Origin of the sequence: Streptomyces sp. NPDC057877 (assembly GCF_042796855.1) — a bacterium.
GTDB lineage: Bacteria > Actinomycetota > Actinomycetes > Streptomycetales > Streptomycetaceae > Streptomyces.
In genome coordinates, this window is sequence record NZ_JBHVMS010000006.1 from 281,710 (window position 1) to 305,958 (window position 24,249).

Consider the following 24,249-nt stretch of genomic DNA (forward strand, 5'->3'; position numbering starts at 1 on the left):
GGTTGTTCTCCCCGTAACACTGCCATGGCCTTTTTCATTCCGAGACACCTGTTCCGATCCGCGAGACGATTTCGTCCCAGTAGCCGGGCATGGTCTCCCAGGGGCTCGTGCCGCGGCGCCGGATCCGGTCGGTGAAGTAGATCGTCGCGGCACCCTGCCAGCGGGCGATGCGCAGGGCTTCGTCGAGGTGGCCGCGCGGCACTCCGTGCACGAAGTGGCAGAAGCGCTCGGGCGGATGGTCGGCGGTCCACTCCGCGACCTGCGACCAGCGGTAGTCGCTCCAGGGGCCGCGGAAGGTGACGAGCTGGTCGGCGAACTCGGCGTAGCCGGGGTGCGGATGGCCGTTGTGCCCGAGGACGATGTGGGCATCGTCACGCAGTGCGCGGAGCTTGCCGACCGTGCGCTGGATGTCGGGGAGCGTGCTGCGGTCGGCGGGGCAGCGGTCGAGGAGGAAGCCGTCCACGCCGTACCAGTCGAGGTAGCGATGGGCGTCCGAGATCAACCGGGAGACCGCTTCGGCGGTGCGGACGCGGGCGCCGTGGGCCGTTTCGAGGTGGCCGAGGACGCGGACGCCCACGGTGCGGAGCCGGGCCGCGGCCTGGAGACAGTGCGGGTCGAGACGGGTGCCGGGGCCGCCCGCGACATTGAGGACGGCCCAGTGCACGGGGGCTCCGGGGCGGGCCAGATCGGCCCACTCCTTGGGGGCGACCAGGGGGTGGGCGTAGCCGGGGATGCCGAAGCCGCTGCCGGTGACGGGACCGGCCTGGGTCGATGTGGTGCTGGTCAGATGCGGCATGCGGCCTCCATCCAGATGTCGGCGAGGGACTCTTCGAGGTTGATCCGGGGGCGCCAGCCGAGTCGGTCGCGGGCGGTGCGGACGTCTGCCTGCTGCCAGCTGCCGCAGCCGTCGGGGTACGGGTACGCGCCCGGGTGCGGCACCGGAGCCGGGTGGTCGGAGTCGGGGCGGGGGTGGCCGATCGAGTGGGCGAGCGCGTGGCCTCCGGTGGCGTGGCCGCCGCCGGGGTGGCCGAGGCTGTGGGCCAGCTGCGACCTCATCGGGGGCGGAGGGCCGTCCAGTTCATGGAGTGCGCCGCCGTATCCGGCCACCCGGGCGAGGACCGCGGCGGCGTCGCGGAGGCGGACCGCGCGGCCGGAGCCGATGTTGATGACGCCCTGGGCGGCGGAGAGCGAGGCCGCGTGGACGGCGCGGGCGACGTCGCGGACGTCGATGAAGTCGCGCTGGATGCCCAGGCCGCCGAGTTTGAGTTCGCCGTCGCCGGTCTGCATGGCGCGGCGCATGGCCTCGGCGAGGCGGCCGAGCGGGGAGCCCGCGGGGGTGCCGGGGCCCGCGGGTGAGAAGACCCGCAGGACCACGGCGTCCAGGCCGGAGCCGAGGACGAGTTCGGTGGCGGCGAGCTTGCTGACGCCGTACGGGCCACCGGGGCGGGGGACGGCGTCCTCGGCGGTGGAGGAGCCGGGCTGGCTGGGCCCGTACTCGGCGGCGCAGCCGATCTGCACCAGCCGGGCGCCGCAGCCGCTGCGGCGCAGGGCCTCGCAGACGGTGGCGACGGCGACGGTGTTGTGGCGGGTGAGTTCGCGGGCGCCGCCACGGGTGGCTCCCGCGCAGTTGATCACCACGCCGGGGTGGACCGCGTCGAGGAAGCGGGTGAGCGCGCCGGGACTGCCGGAGGCCAGGTCGAAGCGGACGTCCGCGTCGTCACCCCGGCCGAGGGCGGTGAGCTGGACGGCGGGGTCGGCGAGGAGGCGGTCGGCGACGAAGCGGCCGATGTACCCGTTGGGGCCGATCAGCAGGACTCTCATCGGGCGGCTCCCTCAGTCGCCGCGGCTCCTTGGGTCGCCGGGTGGGAGGTGGTGGTCATGTGGGTTCTCCTTCGAGGGGGGTGGCCGGTCGTGCGTGAGCGCTCGCCCGGGTCAGCGTGCGGATGGCGTGGATGAGGAGAGTCAGTGCGGCCGCTCCGCAGATGAGGGTGGGGACGGCCGCGGCACCCCAGGCGGCCATGGATGTCTCCACGGGCCGGGCCAGGAAGGCGCAGCCCGGCAGGCGGGCGGCGAACAGGCTGGCCAGGGCGGTGGCCTCGGCGGCGACCGCGGCGGTGAGGACCATGGCGGGGGCATGGGTGCGGCCGTGGACGGCGAGGAGGCGGGCCAGCAGGAGGAGTGCGCCAAGAGTGAGGGTCTGGGCATGGGCGGCGGGCTCGTCCAGCAGTGCGGTGCAGAGAGTGAGGAGCGCGGTCAGCGCCGTGAGGAACAGGGCGATGGCGCCGAGGAGGAGGGGTCGGACCGAGCTGGTGAAGTCCTCCAGGCCCCGGCTGGCGGCCAGTCTGCGGCGGGCGCCCGACAGGAAGAGGTGGGTGCACCAGGCCGCGGGGGCACACGCCAGGGCCAGGGAGAGGAGCGGCGCGGTGACGATCGGCCAGGAGCCGTGGGCGGTACCGGTGGGCAGGGTGTCGGGGCCTCCGGCGAGCGCGGTGCGCAGGAGTCCGTCGCCGAGGGTGGCGTAGGCGATGAGCCAGAGGGTGGTCGCCGTGGAGAGGGTTCCGCGTACGGCCGCGGTGACCGCCAGGACGGCCGCCGCGGTCAGGAGCAGACGGGTGTGGCCCTCGGTGAGGTGCGGACCCGCCACCGCGACGGCGGCCAGTGCGCCGGGCAGCAGCGGGCGCAGGAGGCCACCAGTGCGGGCGGGCGGGGACGGGCTCGCGGGGACGGGCTCGGCGTCACGCGGGACGCGGGCGTACATCTCCTCCGCCAGCGAGAACACGTCCCGGTGGCGGAAGCGGGCCGCTGTGCGGTCGGTGACGCCGTGGGCCTCCAGGGCGGCGGCGATCTCCAAGGGGTCCACGGCGCGTTCGCACAACTCCCGGTGACGGTGCATCAGGGCCTTCACCGGGTCCGCGCCCCGGCGCGGGGTGGTGGACGCCGTCCGGTCGCTCATCGCGCCCCCTCGGTGGCGGGCACGGGCGTCGCGCGTACCGGTGGGCCCGGTGCCCAGCTGGGGATGGTGTGGGCGCTGCGGTCGGCCCAGCGGCCGGGGACATGGGCCTCGGCGGGGACGGCGAAGGGAAGGGGTTCCCCGGCCTCGTCCAGAACGACACGGCGGACCGGGCTACGCGAGACGATCTCCAGATAGATGCCGTGGAAGGCGGCGATGTTCTGCTCGACGGTGAACAGTTCGAGCGCGCGGGCGCGGGCGGCGGCGCCGAGGCGCTCGCGGCGTTCGGCGTCGCGCAGCAGTTCCACGCAGGCCTCCGCGAGCGCCTTCGGGTTGCGCGGGGGTACGACGATCCCGGTGCCGCCGATGACCTCCACAACGGCGCCGACCTCGGTGGAGACGGTGGCGCGCCCGCAGAACATGGCCTCGACCAGCCCGACCGGGAAGCCCTCGACGACGCTGGAGAGCACGGCCACGGCACCCGAGGCATAGGCGTCGGCGAGGCTCGGGAACTCGCCGGTCTCCTCGAAGGACACCGGGTTGTCCCCGACGGCGTGCCGCCCCTCGGCCTCGTCCGGGAACAGATGGGAGGCCAGTGCCTTGCAGTGGCTGAGGTAGGCCGCGCCCTCGGCGCCGTCGGGGGTGCCGATGATCCGCAGCCGGGTCCGGGGTTCGGCCTGGCGGATCTCGGCGAAGGCGTGCAGCAGGGAGATCAGGTCCTTGGCGGGTTCGACCCGGCCGACCCACACCAGCGTGTCGGGGTCCCCCTGCGGCCCCTCGCCCACCTCGGCGAACGGCGCCGCGTCCATCCCGGAGTACACCGTGCGCAGCGTGGCGCGGTCGGCGCCGCAGCGTTCCTGCCAGCGGCGGGCGTGTGCGTTGCCCGCGGTGACGCAGGCTGCCTGCCGGTAGACCTCGGTGGCGAGCCTGCCGTGGAAGGCGGCGAGCAGGGCGCGTACGGCCGGGGCGGTGTCACTGGCGCCGGAGGTCAGGTAGTGGGTCCGCAGCCGTACGCCGTACTCGGTGACCAGCAGGGGTACGCCGGTGAAGTGGCGGGCCAGCAGCCCCGGCAGCGCCGCCGCGCCCGCCGAGGCCGCGTGGCACAGGTCGACCGCGCCCAGCCCGTCGTCCTCGTACCAGTCGAGCGAGAGGGGGCGCAGAACGCCCTCCAGGTGCGCGGCCACCGCGAGCAGTTCGGGCACCCTCGCCTGTCGCGCCGTACGCCGCGCGCCGGGCGCACGACAGGCGCGCTCCAGGGCCCGTACGGCCGTCTCGGAGCGGAGTGCCGTCGGCAGGCCGCCCTCCTCGTGGGCCAGTTCGGCCAGTCCGTAGAGGGCACTGGCGAAACGGTCCGCCAGATGGGCGGAGGATTCGGTCGCGGGTGCGCACAGGGCGGTCGCCAGTTCGCCGTACAGCTCGGCGAACCGCCTGCGCACGCGCCTGCCGTGCACGACCCCGTCGTCCTCGGCCGACCAGAGCGGTGCCGTGCGCACCCTGCTGACCTGCGGTGGCAGCGGGAGCCAGCCCTCGTCCTCCTGGCGCTGGCTGCGGCTGAGCGCGTAGATGTCGAACTCGTGCTGCCCGAGCCCGCGCACGAGCCGGTCGCACCAGAGCGTGGCCTCACCGTTCAGGTACGGATAGCCACCCTCCGTGAGCAGTCCGATGCGCAAGAGTGCACCCCCGATCTCCCGTAAGGGGAGCCGCCGTTGGTCCCGGCGGCTCGCAGCGGGACGAACGTATGCGGACAAGGCGGTGGCGCGACGGACGGTTGTCCATCGCGCCACCAAAAGGGGTGAACGGTCGTAACTTTCCCGTGCGGGTCGCGTTTCGTCGCGCTAAGAGATCACTTGCGTACGGAACGCGACCGCCGGACGGGGTCGTCAGTCCTTGGGGTAGGGCCAGGCGTTGGGGAGGCAGCGGATGCCGTCGTACTCGAGGAACTTGGTCTGCTGCTGCATGACCGGGGCGAGGTCGCCCTCCTTGTCGCAGGTCACGTGCGAGTAGCCGAGCCGGTGGCCGATCTCGTGGTTGATCAGCATCTGGCGGTAGGCGTGGATCTCGTCGCCGTAGGTCTTCGCGCCCCGCGCCCAGCGATAGGCGTTGATCATGACGCGCTCGGTGGAGGCGGAGTCGCAGGAGACATTGTCGACCGTGGTGTCCAGGCCGGACTTGGCGCACCACTCGGCGGTGGTGCCGGGGCTGGCCAGGGTGATCACGAAGTCGGGGTCGCCGGAGTGGATGCGTTCGAAGGTGCGCCCGCCGTTGTGCGCCCAGCCGCGGTCGTCGTTCAGGGTCTTCTGCACGGCCTCCGCGAAGAGGTCGCCGTCCAGTCCGAGACCGTGTTCCACGTCGACGCGGTAGGTGTACTTCTGGCCCTTCCCCGGCGCCTTGTCGATCCCCGGGACCGCGTCGAAGGTCCCCGGTCCCTCCAGGGTGGGGCTGAGGGCGTACACCTTGCCCATCTTCTGGTCGTACGTCAGCGGAGCCACGGCCGGTGGCGCGGCGGGCACGGGGCGCCCCTCCGCGCGCGACGCGGTGTCGCCCGTGCCCTGCCGTGCCTGGGACTGCGCGCCCAGGGCGCCGTCCGTGGCGCTGTCCGAGCCCCGGTCGGTGACCTGTCCGGCGACGACGACCGCCAGCACGGTCGTCACCGCGGCCGCCGCGATGCCCGTGAACGTGCGCCCCTTGCCGCCCGCCTTGACCGGCGCCGGTTCGCCCGTCGGCGGGGCCTCGTCGAGGTCCGCGTCCTCCCAGCGGGTGACCGACCCGTACGGGTCGGGGCCGGAGGCCGCCGGAGGGGCCGTGCGGGGCGTGAAGAGGTCGCCGCCGTCCTCCTCGCCGAAGGCGTCGACGTAGTCCTGGCGTGGGCCGTGCGGGGCCGTGTGCCGCGGTCGCGGTCGCGGTATCCCCGGCCCGGGCGCCGTCCGCCCCGGCGCGAGGGGCACACCCGGCCCGCCGGGCGCCCCGTAGCCGAGCCCCTCGGCCGTGGGACCCCGCAACTCTCCCCAGGCGCCCCCTTGTTCACGCTGCTCCGGATGCCCGCCCCGAACCTGCGGGACACCGCGCGGGGGCGTCCCACCGGGAAAACGGGGGCTACCGTGCGCGGGCGTGCCATCTGGGAGCCGCGGGAACCCATGGGCGGGCGTGCCGTCGGGAAGCCTCGGAACACCCCGCGCGGGCGTCCCGTCCGGGAGCCGCGGAAACCCATGGGCGGGCGTGCCGTCGGGAAGCCTCGGAACACCATGCGCGGGCGTCCCGTCGGCAAGTCTCGGAACCCCGTACGCCGACGTCGTACCGCCCTCCGGCGGCAGCGGTCGCCCACGCCCGGGACCAGGCGGTGTCGGCGGCCCAAACGACGGCCCGGACGATGGTGCGGACGACGGCCCGGGTGATGGTGTGGGCCCCGGCGCCCTGCGCCGGTCCTTCGGCTCCGCGGTGTCCCCCTTGGGGGCAGGCCCCCGACGGCTGTGGCGTCCCACGTTGCGCCTCAGCTCCCCGAGTTGGCGGATTCGACCCGATCGCCCGAGCGTACTGCACTCCGGGCGCGCCGCCGCGGCTCCTTCGCTTCGTCCGCCGTCTCCTTTTCGGCCGTCTCCGCGAGGAGTTCGCGGAACGCCGTGGCGACCGTCCCCGGATACTCCATCATCGCCACGTGCCCGGCCTCCGGCAGGGTGAGCAGCCGGGAGTCGCGGAAGGCGCGCGCGGCCCTCTGCGCCATGCGGAAGCCGACGAGCTGGTCCCGGCCGCCGTACACCAGCAGCGTCGGCGCCAGCACCCGCTCGGCCTGGCGCCACAGGGCGTGCTGGCCGCCCAGCGTGTAGGCGTTGACGATGCCGCGCGCGGAGCGGGCCATCGCGTCCCAGAAGTACGGCAGCCGCAGCCGCCGTTCCATCTCCTCGACGGCGTTGCGGAAGCCCTCGGGCGTCACCCGTCCGGGGTCTCCGTAGCAGAGCCCGAGGACCCCGCGGACCCGCTGCTCGGCCGTCCAGTCCCGGGAGATCCGGGTGAACAGCCCGGCCACTCCGGGTAGCGCGAGCAGCGCCGTGGGGACGGCGGTGCGCTGGACGCGGATCTCGGGCAGGGCGGGTGACACGAGGGTCAGCGTACGGACGAGATCGGGCCGTACGGCGGCGACACGGGTGGTGACGGCGCCGCCGAGGGAGTTGCCGAAGAGGTGGACGGGGCCCCGGTCGGCGGCGTCGAGGTAACGGATGACCGCGCGCGCGTGCGCCGTGATGGAGTAGTTGCCGTCGTCCGGTGGCGGGGAGTCGCCGAAGCCCGGCAGGTCGATGGCCTCGCTCTCGACGGTGTCGTCCAGCAGGGGCATCAGCGACGACCAGTTCTGCGAGGAACCGCCGAGACCGTGGACGTACAGCGCGGGCGGCAGCCCCTCGCGCGCGGGTGGCCTGGAACGGACCGTCAGCGTGATGCCGGGCAGCCCCACCGACCTCAGCCGCTCGCCCTCCGCGACCCTGACGGGTGCCACCTTCGGGAGAACATTGGCTGGCGGCACGGACGGCAGCTCGGTCGAAGACATGCGGCAATGTTACGAGACGATCACGCACCAGTTCATGTGTTCGCCATCACAAACTGACACAGGGTGTCGCGAGACGTCACCCCACGCGACCCCGCGCGCGCCGGTCGCCGACCCCGGGAACACCTACGGATGCGCACCGAGTGACGCCCCGTGCGCGGATCGCATAGCGTCCGGATCAGGTGTCTCCTACGCTCGTACAGAGGGCACCCGCATGTGGCCCCTGCATCTTTCAGGGACGTGAGTAGGAAGGGAGCCCATCATGGCCGTCGACCCCACCGACCCCGAGACCTTCGAGGACGACGTACAGGAGGAGCCGGACTACGACGTCGAGGCCCCCGAGCCGGACGCCGCCGAGCAGCACGCGAACGTCACTCCGGACCGCGACGACCCGCTGACCGGCGTGGACCCCGCGCGGGCCAACGAGGCCGATCTCGCGGAGCAGGCCCGGGTCGTCCCGCTCGACGAGGACGACTACCGGTGAGGCGCCTGTGAACATCCCGCCGATATGCCGCTGATGTGTACGACCTGACAAGGCGCCGTTGAACAGGACGAACAGGAACGAGGACGATTTTTGCCCGTTTCACACCCGTTCGAAACCATCTGTACGGCTATTGCCGCCGTCCGGTCCGTGAAATTCTGCCTGCGCACCGCGCACAGCACGGTTACCGAAAAGTACGATGGCGGCGCGGCGCACACCGCATGTGGACGACTTTGGGAGGCGGCGTGACAGCCATCGAGCAGACAGAGGCGGCACGCCCGCGAGGCACGCGCCTGCCGCGCCGTGCCCGCCGGAACCAGCTGCTGGGCGCCGCCCAGGAGGTCTTCGTGGCGCAGGGCTACCACGCGGCCGCCATGGACGACATCGCCGAACGCGCGGGCGTCAGCAAGCCGGTGCTCTACCAGCACTTCCCCGGCAAGCTCGACCTCTACCTCGCCCTGCTGGACCAGCACTGCGAGTCCCTGATCCAGTCCGTGCGCCACGCGCTCGCCTCGACGACCGACAACAAGCAGCGCGTACGGGCCACGATGGACGCGTACTTCGCCTACGTCGAGGACGACGGCGGAGCGTTCCGCCTGGTCTTCGAGTCCGACCTGACGAACGAGCCCGCCGTGCGCGAGCGCGTCGACAAGGTCACCACCGAGTGCGCCGAGGCGATCTGCGACGTCATCGCCGAGGACACCGGCCTGTCGCGGGCCGAGTCGATGCTGCTGGCCTCGGGCCTGGGCGGCCTCGCCCAGGTGGTGGCCCGCTCCTGGCTGCACAGCGACCGCAGCGTCCCGCGCGACGAGGCGGTCCAGCTGCTGGCCTCCCTCGCCTGGCGCGGCATCGCGGGCTTCCCGCTGCACGGGACCGACCAGCAGCCGCACTGAACGACCAAGCGACCGGGGGCGGAAAAGACCCGCAGTCACGTTTGTTCCCGCACCCTGTTCGCTCGTGGCGTTCTCGTGCGGAGCGTGTGCGTCCCCTCACCGGGCTAATGTGTGCTGCGTACGGCGCGGACGCCCGCGCACTTCACTGACCGTCGGAGGGACATAGCCGTGGAGGTCAAGATCGGCGTGCAGCACGCGCCCCGCGAGATCGTTCTGGAGAGCGGTCAGACCGCCGATGAGGTCGAGCGGGTGGTGGCCGAGGCGCTCGCCGGGAAGTCGCAGCTGCTGAGCCTCGTGGACGAGCACGGCCGCAAGCTCCTCGTCCCGGCCGACCGTCTCGCCTACGTCGAGATCGGCGAGCCCGCCCCGCGCAAGGTGGGCTTCGGCGCGCTGTAGGCGCTGCGAGCAGGGCGGGGTCCGGCGACTCGGGTGAGTCGCCGGACCCCGCCCTTTTCGTCGCCCACGGATCGAATGCACCGACCACGGATCGAATGCACCACCCACGGGCCGAACGCGCCGCCCACAACTCGAACGCGCCACCTACGGGCCGAAACGCGCCGCCCACGGGCCGAACGCGCCACCCGCAGCTCGAACGCACCACCCACAGGTCGAACACAAGTCCTCCACAGGTGAGGATTGCATTCCGCAGGTCAGGGGTAAGACGGGCTACGACCGTTAGGGCAGGACGGCCGCGTGGGAGGACCCCGACATGTTCTTGGAAGCGTTCAGCTCCGCGATCCTCGGTCTGGCACTGGCCTGGGCCGCGGCCCATCGCCTGTCACACCGGCTCCCCGCCCGCCCACTGGTCCTGTCGACCGGCGTAGCCGGAGCCCTCTTCGGCGCCTTCGTGATGCACAGCGCGCTCGACGCCGGCGGCTTCCTGCTGGTCCTCGTCGGCGCGGCGATCGTGTCCGCCGCGTCCCTGTCGCTGCTGCTGCGCCCGGCGGGAAGACTCCGCGGCCGCTCGGCGACGGCCTGAGCCGCCGCCGGGCGCGCCCGCGCCCACGAGGACGGCACCGACGGCGGAACGACGACCGGTGACCCCCGGGACCGCTCAGGCAGCCAGCCCCAACGCGGCCATCCGCTTGGTGTGCGCCTCCGTGATCCGGGAGAACATCTTGCCGACCTCGGCGAGGTCGAAGCCGTCCGCGACCCCGCCGACCAGCATCGTCGACAGCGCGTCCCGGTCGGCCACCACCCGCTGGGACTGCGAGAGCGCCTCCCCCATCAGCCGCCGCGCCCACAGCGCGAGCCGCCCGCCCACGCGCGGGTCGGCGTCGATCGCCGCCCGCACCTTCTCCACGGCGAAGCTGGCGTGCCCCGTGTCGTCGAGGACGGCCAGCACCAGCCCCCGGGTGTCGGAGTCGAGGCGGGCCGCGACCTCACGGTAGAAGTCACTGGCGATCGAGTCGCCGACGTAGGCCTTGACGAGCCCTTCCAGCCAGTCCGAGGGCGCCGTCTGCTTGTGGAAGCCGTCGAGGGCGGCCACGAACGGCTCCATCGCGCGGGTCGGCTCCTCACCGATCTCGGTGAGCCGGTCGCGCAGCCGCTCGAAGTGGTGGAACTCCGCCGACGCCATCTTCGCCAGCTCCGCCTTGTCCGCCAGCGTCGGCGCCAGCTTGGCGTCCTCCGCGAGCCGCTCGAACGCCGCCAGCTCGCCGTACGCGAGCGCCCCGAGCAGATCCACGACCGCGGCCCGGTACTGCGGATCGGCGGCGGCGGCCGCCCAGTCCTGGGCGGCGACTCCGGTGTGCTCGGCCTGGGCGTCAGAAGGGGAGGACGTACCGGTGGCCGCTGTCTTCTCGGCGTTCCCGGCGACCTTGTCAGGCTTGTCAGAGCTGGTCATGAAGCGCACAATAGCCCGCTCGCCGGGCCGTGGAAGGCCCTGGTCAGTCACTGTGACAACGACGACCCACGGCAGTGTGACGACCACTACATGACCGAATCGGGCGTCGCATATGCGCGAATCCGGGGTATGGTGGTAATGCGCCTGCTGAGTACGCCGACGTATCTCGACGTATCTCGACGGGCCGCACGTATGAGGATGCCCGGTCGGTGGCCCGATCGGCTCCGACCCGACAGCCCTCCCTGACCGTACGCCGAAGCGCGTACGACGATCGGAGGGAACCCTCAGCGGTACGAGTGCTAGAGCGTCGGCAGAGGTCCCGTGCTCTTCGGCTGCCGCAAGGCGGCCGACGTCCCCGGCACGGTCCGACACGACCCCCGCGCTCGCCTCGCACCGCGCACACAGAAGAGGCAGCACCCTGACTACGACGTTCCGACAGCTCGGAATCCTCCCCGAGACCGCCGAGGCCCTTGAGGCCGTCGGCATCATCAGCCCCTTCCCCATCCAGGAGATGACGCTCCCCGTGGCCCTCTCGGGCACGGACGTCATCGGCCAGGCGAAGACCGGCACCGGCAAGACGCTCGGTTTCGGCCTCCCGCTCCTCGAGCGCGTCACCGTCCCCGCCGACGTGGAGGCGGGCCGCGCCCGTCCCGAGGACCTCACCGACGCCCCGCAGGCGCTCGTCGTCGTACCCACCCGCGAGCTGTGCACCCAGGTCACCAACGACCTGCTCACCGCGGGCAAGGTGCGCAACGTCCGCGTCCTCGCGATCTACGGCGGCCGGGCCTACGAGCCCCAGGTCGAGTCCCTCAAGCAGGGCGTCGACGTGGTCGTCGGCACCCCGGGCCGACTGCTCGACCTCGCGGGCCAGAAGAAGCTGAACCTGAAGCACATCAAGTCCCTCGTCCTCGACGAGGCCGACGAGATGCTCGACCTGGGCTTCCTGCCCGACGTCGAGAAGATCATCAACATGCTCCCGGTCAAGCGCCAGACCATGCTGTTCTCGGCCACCATGCCGGGCGCGGTCATCGGCCTGGCCCGCCGGTACATGTCGCAGCCGACCCACATCCGCGCCACCGCGCCGGACGACGAGGGCGCCACGGTCGCGAACACCAAGCAGTTCATCTACCGCGCGCACAACATGGACAAGCCCGAGATGGTGGCGCGCATCCTCCAGGCCGAGGGCCGCGGCCTGGCGATGGTCTTCTGCCGTACGAAGCGCACCGCGGCCGACCTCGCCGACCAGCTCAAGCAGCGCGGCTTCGCCTCCGGCGCCGTCCACGGCGACCTCGGCCAGGGCGCCCGCGAGCAGGCGCTGCGCGCCTTCCGCAACGGCAAGGTGGACGTGCTCGTCTGCACCGACGTCGCCGCCCGCGGCATCGACGTCGAGGGCGTGACGCACGTCATCAACTACCAGTCCCCGGAAGAGGAGAAGACGTACCTGCACCGCATCGGCCGCACCGGCCGCGCGGGCGCCAAGGGTACGGCGATCACGCTGGTCGACTGGGACGACATCCCGCGCTGGCAGCTGATCAACAAGGCGCTGGACCTGGGCTTCAGCGACCCGCCGGAGACGTACTCCACGTCCCCGCACCTCTTCGCCGACCTCGGCATCCCCGAGGGCACGAAGGGCGTCCTGCCGCGCTCCGAGCGCACCCGCGCGGGACTCGACGCGGAGGAGCTGGAGGACCTGGGCGAGCCGGGCGGACGCGGCGCACGCCGTGGTGGCCGCCGTGGCGACTCCCGCCCCGCCGACCGCGCGAGCGGCCGGTCCGACAGGTCCGACCGTTCCGATCGGCCCGCCCGTTCCGACGACGCGGCCGACGGCGAGCGTTCCTCCCGTACGCCGCGACGCCGCCGCCGGATGCGCGGCGGAGCCCCGGTGGACGCCACCGCGACGACCGCAGCGCCCGACGCCCTCGACGCCCCCGAGGCGGAGACGGCACCGCGCACCCCGCGCCGCCGTCGCCGTACCCGCAGCGGGGCGTCGGCGGAAACGGTCCCGGCAGCCGCCACCGCCGCCGAGGCCGCCGTGACGCAGGCGGAGGGCCCGGCCGTCCTGGACGCGCGGCCCGAGACGGTGCTCGCCGAGACCCCGGAGAGCACGCCGGACAGCGCCCCCGACGGCACCCCGGACACCGCGGGGGCCAAGCCGCGCCGCCGCCGCACCCGCAAGACGGCGGAGGCGCCGGTCATCGAGCCCGCCGCCGAGCCCGCCCCGGTGGCGGAGCCGACGGAGGAGCCCAAGCCCCGCCGCCGCACCCGCAAGACCGCCGCGGTGGAGCCCGAGGCGACCGAGGCCGTCGAGATCCCGGCGCAGGCGACGGCTGAGCCGGAGACCGCCGAGGCCAAGCCCCGTCGTCGTACGACGCGCAAGGCGGCGGAGGCCGCCGTGGACACCGCCGAGGCCACGGAAGCCAAGCCGAAGCGCACCCGCAAGAAGGCAGTGGTGGCCCCCGACGCCGCGGAGATCGCCCCGGAGCCGACGGAGGAGCCCAAGCCCCGCCGCCGCACCCGCAAGGCGGTCGCCACGGAGCCCGAGGCGGCCGAGACCGTCGAGACGGCCGAGGCCGAGGCCGAGGTCAAGCCCAAGCGCACCCGCAAGAAGGCGACCGCCCCGGCCGAAGCCGCCGTGGACACCGCCGAGGGCACCGAGGCCAAGCCGCGCCGCACCCGCAAGAAGGCGGCGGCCCCGGCCGAGACCCCGGAGGTTCCCGAGGTGACGGAAGAGGCCCCCAAGCCCCGCCGTACCCGCAAGACCGCCGCCAGGAAGACCACGGCCACCGCCGAGATCCCGGCCCAGGCCGGGCAGGAGCCCGAGGCGGCGGCCAAGCCGGTGCGGGCCCGCCGCACGACCCGCAAGACCGCGGTGGCGACGGAGTCCGCGGACGCCTGAGCCGCGTAAGCGATACGGCAGACCGATGGCCCGGCCCCAGCTCACCTGGGGGCCGGGCCATCGGCGTACCCGGGGCCGCCCGGTACCCTCGCCCCGTGACCGCGCCCACGCCCCTCCCCTTCACCCCGCCGCCCGCGGCCCGCGCCTACCGCCTGCGCACGGCCCGGGGTGACTTCGCCGTCGTGGACCACCCGGTGGCCCCCGGCGCCGAACCCCTGGGGGTCGCCCTGCTACTCCCCGGGTTCACCGGCAGCAAGGAGGACTTCCACCTGCTGCACGAGCCGCTCGCGGCGCGCGGGTACCGGACGGTGGCCGTGGACGGCCGGGGGCAGTTCGAGTCGGACGGCCCGGCGGACGACGAGACGGCTTATCTGCGGGGCGAGTTGGCCCGGGACGTGCTGGCTCAGGCCGAGGCGCTGGCGCCCGCCCCGGACGCCGGGCCCCTGCATCTGCTCGGCCACTCCCTGGGCGGCCAGATCGCCCGTGCCGCGGTGCTGATCGACCACTGCCCCTTCCGTTCGCTCACGCTCGTGGCGTCCGGACCGGCGCAGATCTCCGTCTCCCAGCAGCAGCGCGTGAAGCTGCTGCACGACGCGCTCGCCGTGCTGTCGATGGCCGAGGTGTGGGAGGCGATCCAGGCGATGGGCCCGCCCGAGGAGGTCGGCGGCCCGGCCCGAGGACTCGGCGGCCGGGACCACCTGCGCCGCCGCTGGCTGGGCCACAAGCGCGCCCAACTCGTCGCCACCGGGCGCCAGTTGTGCACCGAGCCGGATCGCGTCGACGAACTGGCGGGGGTGCCGCTGCCGTACCACGTCCTGTCGGGCGAGCGCGACGAGACCTGGCCGGTGCCGCTGCTGGACGACATGGCGGTACGGCTGGACGCGCGGCGCACGGTCGTCGCGGGCGCCGAGCACTCGCCGAACGTGGACCAGCCGCTGGCCACCGCCGAAGCCGTCGCCGACTTCTGGGACGCCACCGCCTGAATCCGCGGTCAGTACTGCGTCTGCAGGTGCTCCCAAAAGCCGTCCCGCAGCGCGCGCCGCAGATCCGCCTGGCCGCGCAGTGAGTACTGGAGCAGCCCCTCCGCCTCCACCAGCAGGTCCTGGTCGACCGGCCCGGGCAGATAGGGGTGGCCGGGCAGCAGTTCCACCAGCGCCTCGCGGCCCCGGTCGGACAGCCACTTGGCGGCGATCTGCGCGCCCACGAAGCGGACGTCCTCGCGGGCGGGCCGGGTGGCACCGGCCTCGTAGGCGGGGACGGTGCGCCGGGCGACGTACGGCTTGAAGAAGTCGAGGTCGAGGGTGCGCTGGCTGTCGACCTCCCACAGCAGCGGTTCGGCCTGGTTGCGGCCCTCCGGCGCCTCGATGCCCCACAGGTGCACGCGCGCGCCGTAGCCCTGCGCGGCCTCGACCGCCGACACCAGGTCCTCGTCGCCGCCGAGCAGGGCCGCGTCGCTGATGGCGCGGTGCCGGGCGAGGGACTCCAGGTCGGTGCGGATGAGGGAGTCGACGCCCTTCTGCTGGTTGTTGGCGTTGAGGTTGCCGAGGCGGACCTTGACGTCGGGCAGCTCGGCGATGGTCTGCTGCTCGGCGGTGTGGATACGGCGCCGGGCGCCGTCGTACCAGTAGACGCGCAGCAGTCGGCTGTCCGCGAAGATCGTGCGGGCCCTGTCGATCAGGGCGTCGATCAGGCCCTGGGCGTCCAGGTCGAAGGCCCGCCGGTCCTCCGTGCCGGCGACCAGTCGGCCCGCGGCCGCGTAGAGGTACCCGGCGTCGACGAAGATCGCATGGGTGGAGGGTGTCTTCGCCACCTCGGCGAGCATGCGTTCCAGCAGCTCGTTGGTCCGGTCGACGCGGGCGCTGAGGGCCGTGAGGTCATCGTTCATCACGTCCATTGTCACGGCGGTCACGCTGCGAACACAACTGGTCCCGATCGGTCCGCACCCTTAAAGCAAACAGACACTTACCGGTCAGTAATTAGTCGTTCGAAAAATTTCCTTAGCGTAGGGAATGTTTGTAACACGCGAACGGTTGCATACGTATGGAACACCCCAGACCGGACGAACGAAGGGAGAAGCCATGCGCTTCGAGATCATGCGCCTTGACGACGTCGACGGCACGCCCGTGGACACCACTGTCGTGGACGCGGCGTCCGTCAACCGGATCGTGCAGCAGGCCGCCGCGATAGGCCAGCGGCTCTGGATCCGCCCCGCCGCGCCCAGCGCGTCGTAGGACCGTCAGGCCCCCTGGATCACCTGAGTGACCCCGTTGATGATCTGCTGCACCGCGATCGCCGACAGCATCATCCCCGCCAGTCGGGTCACCAGCACGACCCCGCCGTCCCTGATGACCCTGATGATCAGCAGCGAGTAGCGCAGCGCCAGCCAGAGCACGACATGGATGGCGAGGATCGCGACCCACACCGACACCTGCGTCCCGACGCTGTCCGCCTTCTGCACGGCCAGGATGACCGACACGATCGCACCCGGTCCCGCCAGCAGCGGCATGCCCAGCGGTACGAGCGCCACGTTGACGTCCTTGGTCGCCTTCGGCTCGTCGGTCTTGCCGGTGAGCAGGTCGAGCGCGATCAGCAGAAGCAGCAGACCGCCCGCGATCATCAGGGCCGGGACGGACACATGCAGGTAGTCGAGGATCTGGTGCCCGAGCAGCCCGAACACGGCGATCACACCACCGGCGACACAGACGGCCTGGAAGGCCATCCGCCGCTGCACCTTGGCGGGCCGCCCGGCGGTGAGGGCGAGGAAGATCGGGGTGACCCCAGGGGGATCCATGATGACAAAAAGGGTCAGGAAGAGAGAGCCGAAGACGGCGACGTCGAACATGGCGAAGGTACTGCCTTGCGTGAAAGGTGAAAGGGGGAACGAGCGGTGAAGGGGAGGAGAGGGAGGGAGGCAGCGCCTCAGGCTCCCCCGGCCCCCGGCACCGGGAAGGCCCCCGTCGCCCGCCGGGTGATCTCGCCGTAGACCTCGGGGTCCGTCGTGTACTCACCGAGCACACAGGTCTTGCGGCTGCCGTGGTAGTCGCTGGAGCCGGTGACGAGCAGTCCCAGCTCCTTCGCCAGCCCGCGCAGTCGCGCCCGGGTGTCGAGGTCGTGGTCCATGTGGTCGACCTCGATGCCGTCGAGGCCCGCCGCCGCCATCTCGGCGATCGCGGACTCGGGGACCGTGCGCCCGCGCTTGGCTGCGGCCGGGTGCGCGAAGACCGCGACCCCGCCCGCGCCCTTGATCAGCCGGATCGCCTCGAAGGGGTCGGTCTCGTGCTTCTCCACGAAGGCCCGGCCGCCGTCGGCCAGCCAGTCCTGGGTGAAGGCGTCGCCCACGGTGGGTACGACACCCAGCTCGACCAGCGCCGAGGCGACATGCGGTCGCCCCACCGACCCGTCGCCCGCGATCCGCGCGACCTGCTCCCAGGTCACGGGCACGCCCAGCGCGTTCAGCTTGGTGATCATGCCCTTGGCGCGCGGCGTGCGGTCGTCGCGCACCAGCTCACGCTCGGCGAGCAGCGCGGGCTCCTCGGGGTCGAAGAGGTAGGCGAGCATATGCATGCTGACCCCGTCGATCCGGCAGGACAGCTCGGCGCCGGTGACGAGGGTGAGCCCCTCGGGCACCGCGGCGATCGCCTCGGCATGGCCGCGGGTGGTGTCGTGGTCGGTCAGCGCGACGACGTCCAGCCCGGCCGCGGCGGCGTTCCGCACCAGCTCCGCCGGGGTGTCCGTGCCATCGGAGGCATGGGAGTGGGTGTGCAGATCGATGCGCACGACACGGACTCCAACCGATGACGGAACAGACACTGACATCTGATACTAACGGCTCCCCGAACCCCCCTGTCACACCCGAACCCGACGTTCACCCCCTACTAACGTCCCGGAAACGTCCCCAAGGGGCGCGGGGAACCGCGCGACCGGCCACACACGGCCCGCACCCGCGCGACAGCACAAGCCACCCCGCCCGATAGGCGCCTACGGCTCAAGCAAGCGCGGCGACAGCGCCCCGCACGGCACCAGCTCCACCTCCGCGCCCGCGTCCCGCAGATCCGTCAGCACCAGCTCGTCGTACATCAGCAACCCGGACTGCTCGGGCCAGACGACCGCCCACAACCACAGCCCGAGCGCCTCGCCCGCGAAGACGGCGCGGTCGCTGGGGGTGCCGGAGACCAGCCAGAGAGGGGTGGGGCGGCCCGCGGCCAGAACCTTCGCCTGGGCGGGCTTCTCGACGTCCATGTAGGGACCCGGGTCCGGGCCGTCGATGCCCGCGTACCGCGCGCCGAGCCCGACCCCGAGTTCCTCGGCGACCAGGATCAGCTCACCCATTCCGCCCAGCGGACCGGGCCCGCTGGAGGCCACCGCCGACGCACGCCCCCCGCTGCGGTCGTCGCCCGCGCTGGCCACGCCGGTGTGCAGCCAGCCGACCGGCAGGGGCCAGGGCATCCACACCGGGACCTGGGTGCGGTGCACCACGACGCTGAGGGCCTCGACGCTGGGCGGGATCACGGGCTGCACCGGATGCACCGTGCCATGGGCATCGCACTGCCAGGAATCGGCGAAGAGGCCGGGAGCCCTGACCCGGCCACCACACTTCGGGCAACTGGGTTCGCCCCTCATAGAGCCCCACGGTCCTACCCGCGCCCCGCCACGTCAAGGACGATCACCCGTCCGGAGGGAACCGGAACGGCCCCGGCCGGAACGCCGCACCCTCCCGGGACGGGACCAGCCCCACCGCACCACACACCCCGGGACGGGACCAGCCCCACCGCACCACACACCCCGGGACGGGACCAGCCCCACCGCACCACACACCCCGGGACGCGAACAGCCCACCGCACCACACACCCCGGGACGCGAACAGCCCACCGCACCACACACCCCGGGACGCGAACAGCCCACCGCACCGCACGCACCCAAGACCGGAGCAGCCGTCCGCACCCACCGCCCCAACTACCCTGCCCCTCCGGCCAATCCGTGAGATCCGTCACCCCAGCGGCACGGACCCCCGGGCGGGATCGCGCAGGTCCGTGCCGTGGGTCAGCCAGCGCTCCTGGAGGGCCTGCGCGCCGTGCACCCGCTTCCAGGCGGCCTCGTTGGGGGTCATCGGCAGCAGCGGCAGGAACCGTACGGGTTCCAGCGGCTCGTCCAGCTCCAGGTCCTCGACCAGACCGCCCGGCTCGGCGACCAGCACCGAGGTGAACGCGGCGCCGGGCCACAGGGGTTCGCCCACGTCGAGGGATGCGCCGGGGGCCACCACGACACCCTCGACCTGCGGGGACGCGGCGAGCACGGCCAGCGGGCGGAGCACCTTGTCGGTGTCGGCGACGCCCGAGCGCACCGACAGCAGCAGCTCGGCGCGCGGGCCCCTGACCGGGTCGACGAGCGTCGCCGTGGGGTCGGCCATGGGTTGCGCGGACATGCCGAGGGTGGCGTAGCGGACGATGTCCCCCTGCTGGAAGCGGAGCACCTCGACGCGGTCCGTGCCGAGGAAGGTGACCGCGGCGCGGGCGTCCGGTTCGCCGAGCGCGCCGCGCAACCGGGCCTCGACCAAAGGAAGAACATCAGTCATGCCGCGAGCATAGAACTCGTCAGTAGCGGGCAAAGCCGCGCCTTGACACTTCAGTCGGCTGATACTCTTGGCCGGTGGTCGGGGCAGCACGCAGTAAGCGTCGCGAACGAGCCCCGACGCCGAAGGATCTCCCTCACGAGGGACCGACCGGAGGAGGTGGGGCTGTCATGGATCGAAGTCGACCGTGCAGTACCACTCGCTCTTCCGGCTCCTGACTCAGCTGCTCTGCTGCTCTGGCCTTCCCGCCTCTCGCGGCTCTCCGCTCGCCTTCCCCGGAAGAGCACTTCGTCTCGTCTTGCTTGATCTGTCTGATCTCAGTCAGTAGCGAAGCTCGCCACCGCGACGGTGCGGTGCTCCCCGCTTTGTGGACGTGCCAAACATCCCGAAGTCAGGACGTCCCCATTCCGGGCAGTTCCACCCGTCGAGGCGATCTGCGTTGCTCGCCCGCGAAGGAGCCCGCCATGTCGATGATCCGCGACCTGCGTGCCGTGGTCCGCCCGTCCCGCCCCGCGCTGCGCCAGGATCCCGGGGAGTACGACACCACCCGCGACCCCGAGAGCACCTCGGCTGTCGTCGACTGCGCCGTCTACCGCGACGGCGCCCGGATGCCGTCCGCCAAGGCGCCGACGCCGCAGGAGGCGATGCGCCAGGTGCGCCGCGACGGCGGGTTCGTCTGGATCGGGCTGCACGAGCCCACCGAGGCCGAGTTCGCCGACATCGCCACGGAGTTCGGGCTCCACCCGCTGGCCGTCGAGGACGCCGTACAGGCCCATCAGCGCCCGAAGCTGGAGCGCTACGACGACTCCCTCTTCACCGTCTTCAAGACCGTCCACTACGTCGAGCACGACGAACTGACCGCCACCAGCGAGGTCGTCGCCACCGGCGAGGTCATGTGCTTCACGGGCCGGGACTTCTTCATCACCGTCCGGCACGGCGGGCAGGGCTCGCTGCGCGCGCTGCGGCACCGGCTCCAGGACGACCCGGAGCTGCTGGAGAAGGGCCCGTCGGCGGTGCTGCACGCCATCGCCGACCATGTCACCGACGGGTACATCGCGGTCGCCGACGCCCTCCAGGACGACATCGACGAGGTCGAGACGGAGGTCTTCTCGCCGGGCCGCAAGGGCGCCCCGCGCGGCACCGACGCCGGGCGGATCTACCAGCTCAAGCGGGAGGTGCTGGAGTTCAAGCGGGCGGTGTCGCCGCTGCTGCGGCCCATGCAGCTGCTGAGCGAGCGGCCGATGCGGCTGATCGACCCCGACATCCAGAAGTACTTCCGCGACGTCGCCGACCACCTCGCCCGGGTGCAGGAGCAGGTGACCGGCTTCGACGAGCTGCTCAACTCCATCCTCCAGGCCAACCTCGCACAGGCGTCCGTCGCCCAGAACGAGGACATGCGCAAGATCACCTCATGGGCCGCCATCATCGCCGTACCCACCATGGTGTGCGGGGTGTACGGCATGAACTTCGAGCACATGCCCGAACTGGGCTGGCGGTACGGCTATCCGCTGGTCCTCGGGGTCACGGGGCTGATCTGCATCGGCATCCACCGCACCCTGAAGCGCAACGGCTGGCTGTGAGGGCCCTAGGCTGGGCGCATGACTGGACAACTGCTCGACCGGGCGCTCGTGGAGGAGGCCACCAAGAAGTCCGGCCTGATCTGGGTCAGGGGTGCCGGTGCTCCGGCCGCCCGGACGCTGTGGCACGTGTGGCACGAGGGCGCGGCCTGTGTGGTCGGTGACGGGCCGGGTGAGCAGCCGCTGCCGGGGCTGGTCGACGGTGCCGACGCCGAGGTGACGGTCCGCAGCAAGGACAAGGGCGGACGGCTCGTCAGCTGGACGGCGAAGGTCGTCGAACTGGCGCCGGGCTCCGAGGCGTGGGCGGCGGCGGTCGCCGAGCTGAAGGGCAAGCGCCTCAACGCCCCCGACGGCGAGGCCATGCCGGACCGCTGGCAGCGTGAGTGCCGGGTGCTGCGGCTGGAACCGACGGGCGCCACCGCGCCCCTGCCGGACGGCTCCCTGGCCGAGGCCCCGCTGCCGAGCCCGGCGACGACACGGCTGCCGGTACCGGCGGGGCTCCCGAGGCTGCTGCTCAAGCGCCGCGGACGGCGCCGCTAGGAGGAACCGGCGCGCCAGGCTCCGCGTCCGCGGCACGATCCGCCGGACACTCTCTAAGACGTCGGCAGCTGTTGGCCGTACCGGACACTCTCTAAGACGTCGGCAGCTGTTGGCCGTAGTCGACCGTCTCGTTCTTGGCGGGCTTGTCCAGGGCGAAGTCCTCGCCCCACTCGGAGAAGCGCAGTGTGCCCGCGTCGCCGCCGCGTACCAGGCGCAGCGGGTACGGCTTGCCCTCCAGGGAGACGTCGAGGGTGCCGCCCGCGCCCTGGTCGCCGGTGATGCGGATGGTGCGTACGCCGGACTGTTCGTGGTGGCCGTCGGTCGCCAGCGTGCCGTGCAGGGCCAGCAGGCTGTCGAGGAGCACGTCCTTGTCGGTGAAGGTGCTGAACCTCTTGTACGAGGGGTCCTGCTGGGGCACCTTCACGTACTTGCCGCCGAGCTTCTCCGCCGCGGCGGCGGCGTCGGAGTCCTCGCCGTCCCCGCCGCTCTCGTTGTTCCAGAACTCCGGGTCGGCCCTCAGGAACAGCTGCTCCCCCACCCGCAGCAGCCGGAAGGTGGCCCCCTGGGCGGTGACCGAGCCGGTGCCGCCGTCCGAGGTCAGGCGCATGTCCAGCTCGTAGGTGCGCCCGCTGGCGACGACGGACCCGGCCAGCCGCACGGCGTCGACGGAACCGGCGGCGGCGAGGGTCTTGGCCTGGATCTTCTCGGGGGGCAGCTTGCCCACCCCGTTCGTGCCCGCGTTCGGGTCCTCCTCGCTGCTGCATCCCGTCAGCACCGTGCCCGCCATGGCCAGTGCGCACATCCCGCCCGCCAGGGCGAGGCGGCTGCGGTTACGGCCCTGGGGAATCGCAGTCACAGGTGGGCTGCCTTTCCGACGTGTCGTTCAGCGGCGTACTGCAGCGTACCGGGGCTTGGACACGCAGACGGAGCCAGTCCGTCCGGACCGCTCACCAGGGCGGATCCGATCGGTACGGGCTAGCCTGAAGCGCACCCGAGTGGGCAAAAGGGATAAGGCGGAAGGCACGCCAGGAATACGTCAGGAAGAGGAAGGCGCGATACATGGCAGCGGGCGCCCCCCGGATCTTCGTCTCGCACCTCGCCGCGGTCCCCGTCTTCGATCCGAACGGCGATCAGGTGGGCCGGGTCCGCGATCTCGTCGCCATGCTGCGGGTCGGGCGGCGTCCCCCACGGGTGCTCGGACTGGTCGTCGAACTCACCACCCGGCGCCGGATCTTCCTGCCCATGACCCGCGTGACCGGCATCGAGTCCGGCCAGGTCATCACCACCGGTGTGCTCAACGTCCGCCGCTTCGAACAGCGCCCCACCGAGCGCCTCGTCTTCGGGGAACTGCTGGACCGGCGCGTGCACCTCGTCGAGACCGGCGAGGAGGTCACCGTCCTGGACCTGTCGGTGCAGCAGCTGCCCGCCCGCCGGGACTGGGAGATCGACCGTGTCTTCGTCCGCAAGGGCAGGAAGGGCGGCACCTTCCGCCGCGCCAAGGGCGAGAGCCTCACCGTCGAGTGGTCGGCCGTCAGCGGCTTCTCCCTGGAGGAGCACGGACAGGGCGCCGAGAGCCTGCTCGCCACCTTCGAGCAGTTGCGCCCCGCCGACCTCGCGAACGTCCTGCACCACCTCTCCCCCAAACGGCGCGCCGAGGTCGCCGCCGCCCTCGACGACGACCGCCTGGCCGACGTACTCGAGGAACTGCCGGAGGACGACCAGATCGAGATCCTCGGCAAGCTGAAGGAGGAGCGCGCCGCGGACGTCCTGGAGGCCATGGACCCCGACGACGCGGCCGACCTGCTCGCCGAGCTGCCCACGGACGACCAGGAGCGGCTGCTGAGCCTGATGCAGCCCTCCGACGCGGCCGACATGCGGCGCCTGATGTCGTACGAGGAGCACACCGCGGGCGGTCTGATGACGACCGAGCCCATCGTGCTACGACCGGACGCCACCGTCGCCGACGCCCTCGCCCGGGTCCGCAACCGCGATCTGTCGCCCGCCCTCGCCGCCCAGGTCTACGTCTGCCGCCCGCCCGACGAGACCCCGACCGGCAAGTACCTCGGCACCGTCCACTTCCAGCGGCTGCTGCGCGACCCGCCGTACACCCTGGTCAGTTCGATCATCGACGACGACCTCCAGCCGCTCGCGCCGGACGCCGAACTGCCGCTGGTCGCCGGGTTCTTCGCGGCGTACGACATGGTCGCGGCGCCCGTCGTGGACGAGTCCGGGTCGCTGCTCGGGGTGGTGACCGTGGACGACGTACTGGACCACATGCTGCCCGAGGACTGGCGGGAGACGGAGTTCCACCTGGACGAGGGGGTGGGTGCCGGTGGCTCCTGAGCGCGACACCGGCCGCGAACGCGCCCCGGCCGGAGCCACCGCCAGCGCCCGCACCCGACCCCGTCTCGACCAGCCGCGCCCGCCGCGGCGGCGCATCCTCCCCGAGTGGGACCCGGAGGCCTTCGGCCGCCTCTCCGAGCGCATCGCCCGTTTCATCGGCACCGGGCGCTTCCTGGTCGGGATGACGGTCGTCATCATCACCTGGGTGCTGTGGAACATCGTCGCCCCGCCCGGTGTGCGCTTCGACGAGTACCCGTTCATCTTCCTGACCCTGGCGCTCTCCCTCCAGGCCTCCTACGCCGCCCCGCTGATCCTGCTCGCGCAGAACCGGCAGGACGACCGCGACCGGGTCAACCTCGAACAGGACCGCAAGCAGAACGAGCGGTCGATCGCCGACACCGAGTACCTGACCCGGGAGATCGCCGCCCTGCGCATCGGCCTGGGCGAGGTCGCCACCCGGGACTGGATCCGCTCCGAGCTGCAGGACGTGCTGAAGGACCTGGAGGAGCGCGTCGACGGGCACGGCGGGCATACCGGACAGCGGGTATTCCCGGCGGAACGGTCACCGGGACGTGACGTACACGACCGCTGACGGGGCTCTCGGGCCACGCGCGGAGCGC

24 protein-coding genes are annotated in these 24,249 nt (G+C 72.4%); 11 read left to right on the forward strand and 13 right to left on the reverse strand.

Features of this window, described 5'->3' with window-relative positions:
• Window positions 1-34 precede the first annotated feature (34 nt).
• The 6 genes from ACFVQG_RS19845 to ACFVQG_RS19870 all read right to left on the reverse strand — a co-directional run bounded on the left by ACFVQG_RS19845 (window position 35) and on the right by ACFVQG_RS19870 (window position 7,487).
• Window positions 35-796 carry a spherulation-specific family 4 protein gene (locus ACFVQG_RS19845; RefSeq protein WP_383384559.1) on the reverse strand — a complete coding sequence of 254 codons (762 nt, stop codon included), beginning with the start codon at window positions 794-796 and terminating at the stop codon, window positions 35-37.
• The gene (locus tag ACFVQG_RS19850; RefSeq protein WP_383384562.1) at window positions 784-1,821 is read right to left on the reverse strand and encodes an NAD-dependent epimerase/dehydratase; all 1,038 of its coding nucleotides are present in this window, start codon (window positions 1,819-1,821) and stop codon (window positions 784-786) included. The genes ACFVQG_RS19845 and ACFVQG_RS19850 overlap by 13 nt, the downstream gene beginning before the upstream one ends.
• A 55-nt stretch (window positions 1,822-1,876) precedes the next feature.
• The gene (locus ACFVQG_RS19855; protein WP_383384565.1) at window positions 1,877-2,953 is read right to left on the reverse strand and encodes a hypothetical protein; all 1,077 of its coding nucleotides are present in this window, start codon (window positions 2,951-2,953) and stop codon (window positions 1,877-1,879) included.
• Window positions 2,950-4,620 (reverse strand): DUF3492 domain-containing protein, encoded by a 1,671-nt coding sequence (locus tag ACFVQG_RS19860; protein WP_383384568.1) that lies wholly within the window; start codon window positions 4,618-4,620, stop codon window positions 2,950-2,952. The genes ACFVQG_RS19855 and ACFVQG_RS19860 overlap by 4 nt, the downstream gene beginning before the upstream one ends.
• Window positions 4,621-4,830: 210 nt before the next feature.
• The gene (locus ACFVQG_RS19865) at window positions 4,831-6,429 is read right to left on the reverse strand and encodes a DUF3152 domain-containing protein (protein WP_383384571.1); all 1,599 of its coding nucleotides are present in this window, start codon (window positions 6,427-6,429) and stop codon (window positions 4,831-4,833) included.
• 8 nt (window positions 6,430-6,437) lie between these two features.
• Window positions 6,438-7,487, reverse strand: a complete 1,050-nt coding sequence (locus ACFVQG_RS19870) for an alpha/beta fold hydrolase (RefSeq protein ID WP_383384574.1) — start codon at window positions 7,485-7,487, stop codon at window positions 6,438-6,440.
• A gap of 259 nt (window positions 7,488-7,746) precedes the next feature.
• Here ACFVQG_RS19870 and ACFVQG_RS19875 point away from each other — a divergent pair, with 259 nt between their 5' ends.
• The 4 genes from ACFVQG_RS19875 to ACFVQG_RS19890 all read left to right on the forward strand — a co-directional run bounded on the left by ACFVQG_RS19875 (window position 7,747) and on the right by ACFVQG_RS19890 (window position 9,837).
• Entirely contained in the window at window positions 7,747-7,968 is a 222-nt protein-coding gene (locus ACFVQG_RS19875; protein ID WP_383384577.1) for a hypothetical protein, read from the forward strand.
• 242 nt (window positions 7,969-8,210) lie between these two features.
• Window positions 8,211-8,858: a TetR/AcrR family transcriptional regulator gene (locus ACFVQG_RS19880; protein WP_383384580.1), complete on the forward strand. Its 648-nt coding sequence runs from the start codon at window positions 8,211-8,213 to the stop codon at window positions 8,856-8,858.
• 168 nt (window positions 8,859-9,026) lie between these two features.
• On the forward strand, window positions 9,027-9,254 hold the full coding sequence (locus ACFVQG_RS19885) for a DUF3107 domain-containing protein (protein WP_383384583.1): 228 nt from the start codon (window positions 9,027-9,029) through the stop codon (window positions 9,252-9,254).
• A 313-nt stretch (window positions 9,255-9,567) separates the two neighbouring features.
• Window positions 9,568-9,837, forward strand: a complete 270-nt coding sequence (locus ACFVQG_RS19890; protein WP_383384586.1) for a hypothetical protein — start codon at window positions 9,568-9,570, stop codon at window positions 9,835-9,837.
• Window positions 9,838-9,912: 75 nt separating this feature from the next.
• On the opposite strand, the gene ACFVQG_RS19895 is transcribed toward ACFVQG_RS19890, so the two are convergent.
• Window positions 9,913-10,713: a ferritin-like domain-containing protein gene (locus ACFVQG_RS19895; protein WP_383385555.1), complete on the reverse strand. Its 801-nt coding sequence runs from the start codon at window positions 10,711-10,713 to the stop codon at window positions 9,913-9,915.
• A gap of 502 nt (window positions 10,714-11,215) precedes the next feature.
• On the opposite strand from ACFVQG_RS19895, the gene ACFVQG_RS19900 reads away from it, so the two are divergent.
• Window positions 11,216-13,600: a DEAD/DEAH box helicase gene (locus tag ACFVQG_RS19900; protein WP_383384589.1), complete on the forward strand. Its 2,385-nt coding sequence runs from the start codon at window positions 11,216-11,218 to the stop codon at window positions 13,598-13,600.
• A 95-nt stretch (window positions 13,601-13,695) separates the two neighbouring features.
• Window positions 13,696-14,583 (forward strand): alpha/beta fold hydrolase, encoded by an 888-nt coding sequence (locus tag ACFVQG_RS19905; protein WP_383384592.1) that lies wholly within the window; start codon window positions 13,696-13,698, stop codon window positions 14,581-14,583.
• Window positions 14,584-14,591: 8 nt separating this feature from the next.
• Here ACFVQG_RS19905 and ACFVQG_RS19910 read toward each other — a convergent pair whose 3' ends face one another.
• Window positions 14,592-15,485, reverse strand: a complete 894-nt coding sequence (locus tag ACFVQG_RS19910; RefSeq protein ID WP_383384595.1) for an NYN domain-containing protein — start codon at window positions 15,483-15,485, stop codon at window positions 14,592-14,594.
• A 193-nt stretch (window positions 15,486-15,678) separates the two neighbouring features.
• Here ACFVQG_RS19910 and ACFVQG_RS19915 point away from each other — a divergent pair, with 193 nt between their 5' ends.
• Entirely contained in the window at window positions 15,679-15,831 is a 153-nt protein-coding gene (locus ACFVQG_RS19915) for a hypothetical protein (RefSeq protein ID WP_383384598.1), read from the forward strand.
• 5 nt (window positions 15,832-15,836) lie between these two features.
• Here the strand turns inward: ACFVQG_RS19915 and ACFVQG_RS19920 are convergent, their stop codons facing one another.
• From ACFVQG_RS19920 to ACFVQG_RS19935, 4 genes are all read right to left on the reverse strand, one after another.
• Window positions 15,837-16,442, reverse strand: coding sequence for a MarC family protein (locus ACFVQG_RS19920; RefSeq protein ID WP_383384600.1), 606 nt, complete (start codon window positions 16,440-16,442; stop codon window positions 15,837-15,839).
• A 77-nt stretch (window positions 16,443-16,519) separates the two neighbouring features.
• Entirely contained in the window at window positions 16,520-17,377 is an 858-nt protein-coding gene (locus ACFVQG_RS19925; protein ID WP_383384603.1) for a PHP domain-containing protein, read from the reverse strand.
• 201 nt (window positions 17,378-17,578) lie between these two features.
• On the reverse strand, window positions 17,579-18,220 hold the full coding sequence (locus ACFVQG_RS19930) for a DUF6758 family protein (RefSeq protein ID WP_383384606.1): 642 nt from the start codon (window positions 18,218-18,220) through the stop codon (window positions 17,579-17,581).
• 367 nt (window positions 18,221-18,587) lie between these two features.
• Window positions 18,588-19,172: a suppressor of fused domain protein gene (locus ACFVQG_RS19935; protein WP_383384608.1), complete on the reverse strand. Its 585-nt coding sequence runs from the start codon at window positions 19,170-19,172 to the stop codon at window positions 18,588-18,590.
• Window positions 19,173-19,633: 461 nt separating this feature from the next.
• Between ACFVQG_RS19935 and ACFVQG_RS19940 the strand changes: the two genes are divergently transcribed.
• The gene (locus ACFVQG_RS19940; protein WP_383384610.1) at window positions 19,634-20,749 is read left to right on the forward strand and encodes a magnesium and cobalt transport protein CorA; all 1,116 of its coding nucleotides are present in this window, start codon (window positions 19,634-19,636) and stop codon (window positions 20,747-20,749) included.
• A gap of 18 nt (window positions 20,750-20,767) precedes the next feature.
• On the forward strand, window positions 20,768-21,286 hold the full coding sequence (locus ACFVQG_RS19945) for a hypothetical protein (RefSeq protein ID WP_383384613.1): 519 nt from the start codon (window positions 20,768-20,770) through the stop codon (window positions 21,284-21,286).
• 91 nt (window positions 21,287-21,377) lie between these two features.
• Here ACFVQG_RS19945 and ACFVQG_RS19950 read toward each other — a convergent pair whose 3' ends face one another.
• Window positions 21,378-22,142, reverse strand: a complete 765-nt coding sequence (locus tag ACFVQG_RS19950; RefSeq protein WP_383384616.1) for a hypothetical protein — start codon at window positions 22,140-22,142, stop codon at window positions 21,378-21,380.
• A 203-nt stretch (window positions 22,143-22,345) separates the two neighbouring features.
• Between ACFVQG_RS19950 and ACFVQG_RS19955 the strand changes: the two genes are divergently transcribed.
• Both ACFVQG_RS19955 and ACFVQG_RS19960 read left to right on the forward strand, forming a co-directional pair.
• Window positions 22,346-23,629 (forward strand): magnesium transporter MgtE N-terminal domain-containing protein, encoded by a 1,284-nt coding sequence (locus tag ACFVQG_RS19955; RefSeq protein ID WP_383384619.1) that lies wholly within the window; start codon window positions 22,346-22,348, stop codon window positions 23,627-23,629.
• Entirely contained in the window at window positions 23,619-24,221 is a 603-nt protein-coding gene (locus ACFVQG_RS19960) for a DUF1003 domain-containing protein (RefSeq protein ID WP_383384622.1), read from the forward strand. The genes ACFVQG_RS19955 and ACFVQG_RS19960 overlap by 11 nt, the downstream gene beginning before the upstream one ends.
• Window positions 24,222-24,249: the final 28 nt, after the last annotated feature.

Excerpts from the sequence above, each read along its gene's own strand:
- ACFVQG_RS19845 (WP_383384559.1), bottom strand. The coding sequence starts at position 796 with ATGCCGCATCTGACCAGCACCACATCGACCCAGGCCGGTCCCGTCACC.
- ACFVQG_RS19850 (WP_383384562.1), bottom strand. The coding sequence starts at position 1,821 with ATGAGAGTCCTGCTGATCGGCCCCAACGGGTACATCGGCCGCTTCGTC.
- ACFVQG_RS19855 (WP_383384565.1), bottom strand. The coding sequence starts at position 2,953 with ATGAGCGACCGGACGGCGTCCACCACCCCGCGCCGGGGCGCGGACCCG.
- ACFVQG_RS19870 (WP_383384574.1), bottom strand. The coding sequence starts at position 7,487 with ATGTCTTCGACCGAGCTGCCGTCCGTGCCGCCAGCCAATGTTCTCCCG.
- ACFVQG_RS19875 (WP_383384577.1), top strand. The coding sequence starts at position 7,747 with ATGGCCGTCGACCCCACCGACCCCGAGACCTTCGAGGACGACGTACAG.
- ACFVQG_RS19890 (WP_383384586.1), top strand. The coding sequence starts at position 9,568 with ATGTTCTTGGAAGCGTTCAGCTCCGCGATCCTCGGTCTGGCACTGGCC.
- ACFVQG_RS19900 (WP_383384589.1), top strand. The coding sequence starts at position 11,216 with ATGACGCTCCCCGTGGCCCTCTCGGGCACGGACGTCATCGGCCAGGCG.
- ACFVQG_RS19910 (WP_383384595.1), bottom strand. The coding sequence starts at position 15,485 with ATGAACGATGACCTCACGGCCCTCAGCGCCCGCGTCGACCGGACCAAC.
- ACFVQG_RS19915 (WP_383384598.1), top strand. The coding sequence starts at position 15,679 with ATGCGCTTCGAGATCATGCGCCTTGACGACGTCGACGGCACGCCCGTG.
- ACFVQG_RS19920 (WP_383384600.1), bottom strand. The coding sequence starts at position 16,442 with ATGTTCGACGTCGCCGTCTTCGGCTCTCTCTTCCTGACCCTTTTTGTC.
- ACFVQG_RS19930 (WP_383384606.1), bottom strand. The coding sequence starts at position 18,220 with ATGAGGGGCGAACCCAGTTGCCCGAAGTGTGGTGGCCGGGTCAGGGCT.
- ACFVQG_RS19935 (WP_383384608.1), bottom strand. The coding sequence starts at position 19,172 with ATGACTGATGTTCTTCCTTTGGTCGAGGCCCGGTTGCGCGGCGCGCTC.
- ACFVQG_RS19940 (WP_383384610.1), top strand. The coding sequence starts at position 19,634 with ATGTCGATGATCCGCGACCTGCGTGCCGTGGTCCGCCCGTCCCGCCCC.
- ACFVQG_RS19945 (WP_383384613.1), top strand. The coding sequence starts at position 20,768 with ATGACTGGACAACTGCTCGACCGGGCGCTCGTGGAGGAGGCCACCAAG.
- ACFVQG_RS19955 (WP_383384619.1), top strand. The coding sequence starts at position 22,346 with ATGGCAGCGGGCGCCCCCCGGATCTTCGTCTCGCACCTCGCCGCGGTC.